At 30.6% G+C, this 7,528-nt stretch carries 6 protein-coding genes; all 6 read left to right on the forward strand.

The window, feature by feature from the left end; all coding sequences use genetic code 11:
* Nucleotides 1-146 precede the first annotated feature (146 nt).
* The 6 genes from CD128_RS05685 (at nt 147) to CD128_RS05710 (ending at nt 7,045) form a co-directional block, all read left to right on the forward strand.
* Entirely contained in the window at nt 147-1,334 is a 1,188-nt protein-coding gene (locus tag CD128_RS05685) for a UTP--glucose-1-phosphate uridylyltransferase (RefSeq protein WP_103329070.1), read from the forward strand.
* Between the two features lie 18 nt (nt 1,335-1,352).
* Nucleotides 1,353-2,036 (forward strand): PAQR family membrane homeostasis protein TrhA, encoded by a 684-nt coding sequence (trhA, locus tag CD128_RS05690; protein ID WP_103329071.1) that lies wholly within the window; start codon nt 1,353-1,355, stop codon nt 2,034-2,036.
* 202 nt (nt 2,037-2,238) lie between these two features.
* Entirely contained in the window at nt 2,239-3,579 is a 1,341-nt protein-coding gene (gene sdrM / locus CD128_RS05695; RefSeq protein WP_103329072.1) for a multidrug efflux MFS transporter SdrM, read from the forward strand.
* 252 nt (nt 3,580-3,831) lie between these two features.
* Complete coding sequence (locus CD128_RS05700) at nt 3,832-4,299, forward strand: SepA family multidrug efflux transporter (protein ID WP_103329073.1); 468 nt, start codon at nt 3,832-3,834, stop codon at nt 4,297-4,299.
* A gap of 81 nt (nt 4,300-4,380) precedes the next feature.
* Entirely contained in the window at nt 4,381-5,832 is a 1,452-nt protein-coding gene (locus CD128_RS05705; protein WP_103329074.1) for an MDR family MFS transporter, read from the forward strand.
* A gap of 145 nt (nt 5,833-5,977) precedes the next feature.
* Nucleotides 5,978-7,045, forward strand: a complete 1,068-nt coding sequence (locus CD128_RS05710; protein WP_103329075.1) for an Mrp/NBP35 family ATP-binding protein — start codon at nt 5,978-5,980, stop codon at nt 7,043-7,045.
* Nucleotides 7,046-7,528: the final 483 nt, after the last annotated feature.

Raw genomic sequence — 7,528 nt, forward strand, 5'->3', positions numbered from 1 at the left:
AGATGACATAGTTTAATTAATAAAGACTATATTATTAGAAATTTGGTTAGGATGACTAACAGGGTTAAGTTTTATCAAGTATTTAAAATTTTTATTATACTTATTTAAAATTTAAAATCATTGAATTGCCTATAAGGAGAGTTAAAATGTTAGACCAAAGTAAATTAGAGAAATATAATCAGGAACATTTAAGTGAATATGAAAAGTTAATGAGCAATAATGAAAAAGAACAGCTAAAAAGCAAAGTTGAAACGTTGGATTTAGAATTTATTCAAAATCTTTATCAAGATCTTTATATTAATCGTAAAACGATTTCTGATGTTTCATCAGTGTCAGAAGTTGAATTTATGCGCAAAGCAGACTTAACAGAACAAGAACGTGAAAAATACGAACGTAAAGGTATTGAAGCAATTAGAAATGGTGAGTTTGCAGTATTATTAATGGCTGGCGGTCAAGGCACACGCTTAGGCTATAAAGGGCCTAAAGGTTCTTTCGAAATTAAAGGTGTAAGCTTATTTGAACTACAAGCTAGACAATTATTGCATTTAAAACAAGAAACTGGTCATTTATTAAATTGGTATATCATGACTAGTGATATCAATCATGATGAAACTTTAACATATTTCAAAGACCATAATTATTTTGGATATAATCCAGATAATATTCACTTTTTCAAACAAGATAATATCGTGGCACTAAGTGAAGAAGGACGTCTTGTGCTAAATGAACAAGGTTATATTATGGAAACACCGAATGGTAATGGTGGCGTATTCAAATCTTTAGAGAAACAAGGCTATTTAGATAAAATGAAATCAGATGGTGTTAAGTTTATCTTCCTAAATAATATAGACAACGTCTTAGTAAAAGTTCTAGATCCTCTATTTGCGGGTTATACAGTTGTAAACGATAAAGATGTTACATCTAAATCAATACAGCCTAAGGATGGAGAAAGTGTAGGACGATTAGTTAATAAAGATAGTAAAGATACTGTATTAGAATATTCTGAGTTAGATGAAGAAGTAGCTAATACATTTGATAACGCTAATATTGGTATTCATGCATTTAAATTATCGTTTATTAAAGAAGCGGTAAGTGAGGATTTACCATATCATTTAGCTATTAAAAAATTAAAACAATTAGATGATGATTTTGGCGTGATTGAACAACCTACTTTAAAATTTGAATTATTTTACTTTGATATTTTCAGATATGCGAAAGATTTCATAACACTACAAGTTCCTCGTGATGAAGAATTTTCACCTTTAAAAAATAAAGAAGGTAAAGACAGTGTTGAAACAGCTACTGCTGATTTAGAACGAATGAATTTAATTTAGTAAGGATGGTGGAAGCAGATGTCTAAAACATCTAAGAGTACAAAAGATACTGTTGTTGAATCATTTAAAGACATCATTCCTCTATCTTTTGGAGAAGAAATAGGTAATGCAGCTTCACATGGAGCTGCTGCTTTATTAACGTTATTTATATTGCCATATGCGGCAGTCCATAGTTATAACGAACATGGTACATTAAGCTCAGTTAGTGTTTCGATATATGTGATTAGTATATTTATGATGTTTATTTCTTCAACTATTTATCATTCCATGCAAAACTATACAGCACATAAATACATATTGAGAATTATAGATCATAGTATGATTTATGTAGCGATTGCAGGAACTTATACCCCAGTATTGTTAACTGTAGTAGGTGGTTGGATAGGATGGATCGTATTTCTACTATTATGGGGAACTACTATATGGGGAATATTATATAAATCTATCTCTGTCAGAGTTAATCAAAAACTTAGTTTAATCGTGTATTTAGTAATGGGATGGGTTGGCATTATATTTTTACCAATCATTATAATGCGTACCTCATGGCTCTTTTTATTATTTATTGTACTTGGTGGGCTTGCCTATACAATTGGGGCATGGTTTTACGCCCAGAAGAATCGTCCATATTTTCACATGATTTGGCACATATTTATAGTAATCGCTTCATTTCTACATTTAATCGCTATTCTCTATTTCATGTAAAATAAAGCAATACCTAACAATTAAATCCTATAAATTTGAGTTTAATCAGAAGACAAATATATTTAAAAAGACTGATGATCATAGGTCATCAGTCTTATTTTTATATAAATCGTTCAATTTTCATTGCGTTTAACTATCATATAAGATTATGCTATTACATGACTTTTAAAAAATATCTTTAAAAATTAAGGAGGTTGAATAGATGAATGTTAAATCTATAGGCATTGTAGTCACGTTAGTCTTGACAATGTTTATGGCTGCGATTGAAAGTTCGATTATTTCATTAGCTATGCCAACGATACGTAAAGACTTACATGCAGGATCTGAAATATCTTTAGTATTCACTGTTTATTTTATCGCTTTAGTAGTAGCAAATCCTATTGTAGGCGAACTATTAACTCGATTTAAAATTTTATATATTGCAATGGTAGGGTTACTTTTATTTGGTATTGGTAGTTTAATGTCAGGTATGAGTGGCACATTTTATATGCTTATTGTATCAAGAGCTATTCAAGGCCTTGGCGCAGGGGTCATGATGTCATTAACACAAATCGTCCCGAAACTTGCTTTTGAAATTCCTTTTCGTTATAAAATTATGGGCATCGTAGGTAGTGTATGGGGAATCTCAAGTATTATTGGTCCATTACTTGGAGGAGGCATTTTAGAATTTGCAACATGGCATTGGTTATTCTTTATTAATATCCCAATTGCAATCATTGCCATTATTCTAGCATTCCTTACATTTCATTTTTCAGAAGAAACGGAAGTACAAGCAGGTCGCTTTGATGTAAAAGGCTTGTCTCTCTTCTATATCTTTATTGGGTTATTAATGTTTAGTATTTTAAATAAATCAATGCTTATTTTAAATTTAGTGGCATTGATTTTAGCTATTATTGTAGCCGTGATATTATTTAAATTTGAAAATAAAATTGAACATCCATTTATTCCTATAGCTGAATTTAATCGTTCAGTCTCATTAGTATTTATAACTGATTTATTAATCGCAGTCTGTTTAATGGGATATAACTTATATATTCCTGTTTATCTTCAAGATCATTTGAAATTATCTCCTTTACAAAGTGGTTTAGTCATCTTCCCTCTATCAGTAGCATGGCTTACTTTAAACTTTAATCTAGCTAGAATAGAAGATAAATTATCTAGAAAAGCATTATATATAGGTGCCTTCACTTTATTATTAGTAAGTAGTATCATTTTAATCTTTGGTTCAAATGCACCACTTCTAATAGCAGCAACAGTTATATTAGCAGGTTTAAGTTTTGGATTTGTTTATACAAAAGACAGTGTCATTGTACAAGAAGAAACAAGTTCGAAACATATGAAGAAAATGATGTCATTTTATGCGTTAACTAAAAATTTAGGTTCATCTATTGGCTCTACTATAATGGGATATTTATATGCTATGTCTACCGGATTAATAGATGGTAATTTACACAACATACTTGGTGCAGTGTCAGTGGTAGCAATAGTCTTAATTGTTGTTTGGACAACATTGTATAAAAATAATCTACAAAGTGCACAATAATGGGTATAAGTGTTAAATTGAAAACAAGCATTACTTAATATCGGGCAACCAGTGAATTCGTTCTATCTGAATTGATTACTGGTTGCTTTTTTATTTTGCAATTATGAACTTATGTAAAATGAATTATTTTAACTTAGAATTACTTTACTTGTATAAAGGATATAAACCGTTGGTTCAGACTCTTTAAATTTTATATTGGCTATCATAAGTGATAAAATATGCGTGTAAAACTAAAATAGGAGGGCAATATTAATGCGTTTTTTAAAAAATAAATTTGATAATATTGTTGTGACGATTGTTGTCCTCGCTATATTCATAATTTCAGGTGGCATATTTTTAACGTTTTTAGGATTTGGTTTATTTGGGATAAGTCGAATCCTTATTTTTTTAAAGTTAGGGTATTTCACATATAATAAGAGCTTTTTTGATAACTTGCTCTATTATGGTAGTTACATCGTTTTTGGCTATTTTATTTTATTTGCGATTGAACATCAGATGGATTATTTTAGAAAACAATTACCTAATAATCCATATTTTAACGGGGCGACTTATCATTTGATTTCATATGTAGTTACTACAGTGATGTTCTACTTTATTATCCATATCCATTATGTATATATAAAAATTGAATTTTGGGTAATTGCGGTTATCATCGGCTTATTATATATTTTTAAAATTATATTTTATCCGGATAGTGAAAATTTAAATGAGAATAAATAAATATAAGCATTTAATTTGCGGAAAGAAAGAATGTTTGTTTGAATATTTAAGCACTGATTAAGTAAAAGGAGATTATTAGCAATGGCAAATAGTGAAATATCGAAGCATAAAAGAAATTTAATCGTTGCCGTTATGCTCTTAAGTGCATTTATAGCCATTTTAAATCAAACGCTATTAAATACAGCGTTACCTCATATTATGAGAGAATTGCACACTTCTGAGAATACAGCGCAATGGTTAGTGACAGGTTTTATGTTAGTTAACGGAACGATGATTCCTTTAACAGCATTTTTAATGGATAGAGTTAAAACCAAACCTCTTTATTTAGTTTCAATGGGAACATTCTTAGTTGGTTCTATTATTGCAGCGATTGCGCCTAACTTTGGTACATTAATGGTTGCTAGAGTGATTCAAGCGATGGGCGCAGGTATTATCATGCCTCTTATGCAATTTACATTATTTACTTTATTCTCTAAAGAAAAACGTGGCTTCGCAATGGGACTTGCAGGTTTAGTTATTCAGTTTGCTCCAGCAATTGGTCCTACATTTTCTGGATTAATCATAGATAATGCCAGTTGGAGAGTACCTTTTATAGTAGTAGTCGGTATCTCTTTAGTTGGATTTATCTTTGGCGCCATTTCCTTAACAAGCTATAATGAAACAAAACAAACAGAATTGGATAAACGTTCTGTAGTCTATTCAACATTAGGCTTTGGATTGATGCTATATGCCTTTAGTAGTGCAGGTAATATAGGATTTACGAATCCAATCGTAATTATTTCATTTATCATTGGAATTATCATTGTAGGCATATTTATAAGAAGACAACTATCAATTTCTAATCCTTTATTAAATTTATGGGTATTTAGAAGTAAAATATTTACATTTAGTACCATTACTTCAATGATTGTAATGATGTCAATGGTTGGTCCTGCTTTACTTATACCATTATTTGTACAAAATGGTTTAGGTCTTTCAGCATTTATGTCCGGTATGGTAATTATGCCAGGCGCATTATTAAATGGATTAATGTCAGTTTATACCGGCAAAATTTACGATAAATACGGACCTAGAATATTAATATTAACTGGCTTTACTATATTAACTATTACTACCATTTTCTTAGCTTTCTTAAAATACGATACGTCATATACTTTATTAGTATTTGTATATGCTATAAGAATGTTTGCTGTATCACTGTTAATGATGCCTATTAACACAGCAGGTATTAATGCTTTGGAAAATAAAGACATCTCACATGGTACTGCAATTATGAACTTTGCACGTGTAATGGCAGGTTCATTAGGTACGGCACTAATGGTTACATTTATGAGCATGGGCGCTAAACTATTAAGTCCTGATTCAACTCAACATGTAAGCAAAGAAATACTTCAACGCCAAAGTGTTGCAGCAGGTGTCGATTTATCATTTGCTATTGTTTCTGTATTAGTAATCATAGGATTTGTATTCGCATTGTTTATTAAAGAAGATAGACATCCTTCACAACGTAATAAAAATACACGTGATTTATAGTATTAATGATTAAAGAAGTTAGTCTGGAATAATGAGCTAACTTCTTTTTTTGTTTAATTAAAAATAATATACTAAATGAGATAGTCACAAGGTATGTGCATATTTGTTAAAATACACATATAAAGAATACTAAGGGGGATTTACATTGTTAACGGTAGATCAAGTAAAAGAAATAGTTGGAGAATTAAAAGATCCAATTATCGATGTGCCTCTTAAAGAAACAGATGGTATTGTCGAAGTTAAAACAAAAGATGAAATAGAACATGTGAGTGTTAAAGTTGCGATTGCACAATTAGGAGGACAGCCTCAATTAGATTTACAAATGGCAATTGTTAAGGCACTTAAAGAGAATGGAGCAAACACAGTGGGTATACGTTTTGAAGAACTACCTGCTGATAAAGTTGAACAATATACAGGCAAAAAGAAAGAACAACCTAAAACAATTGAAGGATTATTATCAAAAGATAATCCAGTCGAATTTATAGCTATTGCATCTGGTAAAGGTGGCGTAGGTAAATCAACAGTGGCTGTTAACTTAGCAGTTGCTTTAGCTCGTGAAGGCAAAAGAGTAGGGCTAGTTGATGCTGACATTTACGGTTTTAGTGTTCCGGATATGATGGGGATTGATGAAAAACCAGGCGTTGAAGGTAAAACAATTATTCCAGTTGAACGCCACGGAGTAAAAGTAATTTCTATGGCTTTCTTTGTAGAAGAGAATGCTCCAGTCATTTGGCGTGGTCCAATGCTAGGTAAAATGTTGACGAATTTTTTTGTAGAAGTGAAATGGGGAGAACTAGATTATCTATTACTTGATTTACCTCCAGGTACTGGAGATGTGGCATTAGATGTTCATTCAATGTTACCAAGTAGTAAAGAAATTATTGTGACAACACCTCATCCAACAGCAGCATTTGTTGCAGCGAGAGCTGGTGCTATGGCTAAACATACCGAACATTCAATTTTAGGTGTTATTGAGAACATGAGTTATTTTGAAAGTAAAGAGACAGGCAACAAAGAATATGTATTTGGTAAAGGTGGAGGTAGTAAATTAGCGGATGAATTAAATACGCAACTATTAGGAGAATTACCTCTCGAACAGCCAACTTGGAATCCTGTAGACTTTTCTCCATCAATTTATCAAGAAGATGATCGTTTAGGTGGAATCTATAAACAAATAGCTCAAAAAGTGATTGCATCTACTATTAAAAAATAAAAACTAAAAAAGTGTAATTTAAACGCATAAAATATTAGATTTTATGCGTTTTTTCTATTGCAATTTTTTAAAAACCTGGTAGAATAATTTTTTGTGAGCAACAGAAGTACAACAGTTGTTCAACAGTAAAAAATATTTTAAATTGTTATTGACTTATATATATCAATTTGATATGATATAAAAGTCGTCAAAAAGAATGTAAATTCTATTAAGGGTTTGTTAAAAAGGTCTAAAACTTACCATTGCAAAGCTCTAAATGATGATTTAAAATAATAAAAGTAATCGAAAAAAGTTATTGACTTTTAAAAATAAAAGTTATATAATGAAAGAGATTGTTTTTTAAAAAATGAACATTGAAAACTGAATGACAATATGTCAACGTTAATTCCAATAAGTGTAACGATAAGTTACAAACACTATTTAGTTTTATGAGCTAATCAAACATCATAAATTTTTATGGAGAGTTTGATCCTGGCTCAGGAT

This window comes from Staphylococcus croceilyticus (assembly GCF_002902575.1).
GTDB classification, from domain to species: domain Bacteria; phylum Bacillota; class Bacilli; order Staphylococcales; family Staphylococcaceae; genus Staphylococcus; species Staphylococcus croceilyticus.

Bases quoted from the DNA above. Each gene is read 5' to 3' on its own strand.
- CD128_RS05685 (WP_103329070.1), top strand. From the start codon at position 147: ATGTTAGACCAAAGTAAATTAGAGAAATATAATCAGGAACATTTAAGT.
- trhA (WP_103329071.1), top strand. From the start codon at position 1,353: ATGTCTAAAACATCTAAGAGTACAAAAGATACTGTTGTTGAATCATTT.
- sdrM (WP_103329072.1), top strand. From the start codon at position 2,239: ATGAATGTTAAATCTATAGGCATTGTAGTCACGTTAGTCTTGACAATG.
- CD128_RS05700 (WP_103329073.1), top strand. From the start codon at position 3,832: ATGCGTTTTTTAAAAAATAAATTTGATAATATTGTTGTGACGATTGTT.
- CD128_RS05705 (WP_103329074.1), top strand. From the start codon at position 4,381: ATGGCAAATAGTGAAATATCGAAGCATAAAAGAAATTTAATCGTTGCC.